This window comes from Facklamia sp. P13069 (genome assembly GCF_050409405.1).
Lineage (GTDB): Bacteria > Bacillota > Bacilli > Lactobacillales > Aerococcaceae > Facklamia.
On record NZ_JBNUPN010000062.1, the window covers coordinates 1 to 602 of the forward strand.

1 protein-coding gene is annotated in these 602 nt (G+C 39.9%); it reads left to right on the forward strand.

Going from position 1 to position 602, the window contains the following annotated elements; genetic code table 11:
* Window positions 1-305: 305 nt before the first annotated feature.
* The gene (locus ACQV2T_RS09355; RefSeq protein WP_428893592.1) at window positions 306-530 is read left to right on the forward strand and encodes a hypothetical protein; all 225 of its coding nucleotides are present in this window, start codon (window positions 306-308) and stop codon (window positions 528-530) included.
* The last annotated feature ends 72 nt before the right edge of the window (window positions 531-602 follow it).

Below are 602 nucleotides of genomic sequence, written 5' to 3' on the forward strand. Positions count from 1 at the left end.
GGTTCCAAATAGGGAAAGGAGTACGTTGTATATTGTCACCCTGCCTATTTAATTTATATGCAGAGTACATCATGCAAAATGCTGGGCTAGATGAAGCATAAGCTGGAATCAAGACTGCAGGGAGAAATATCAACAGCCTCAGATATGCAGCTGACATTACCCTTATGGCAGAAAGTGAAGAGGAACTAAAGAGCCTCTTAATGAGGGTGAATGAGGAGAGTGACAGAGATGGCTTAAAATTAAATACTAAAAACTAAGATCATGACATTTGACTCATTACTTCATGGCAAATAGAAGGGGAAAATGTGGAAGTAGTGACAGATTTCCACTTCTTGGTCTCTGAAACCAATATGGATGGTGATTGCAACCATGAAATTAAAAGACGCTTGCTCCTTGGAAGAAAAGTTATGACTAACCTAGACAGCGTATTAAAAAGCAGAAATATTACTTTGCCAAGAAAATTCTGTCCAGTCAAAGCTATGGTTTTTCCAGCGGTCATGTATGGATGTGAGAGTTATAAAGAAAGCTGAGCCCCAAAGAACTGATACTTTTGAACTGTGGTGTTGGAGAAGACTCTTGAGAGTCCCTTGGACTGCAAGGAG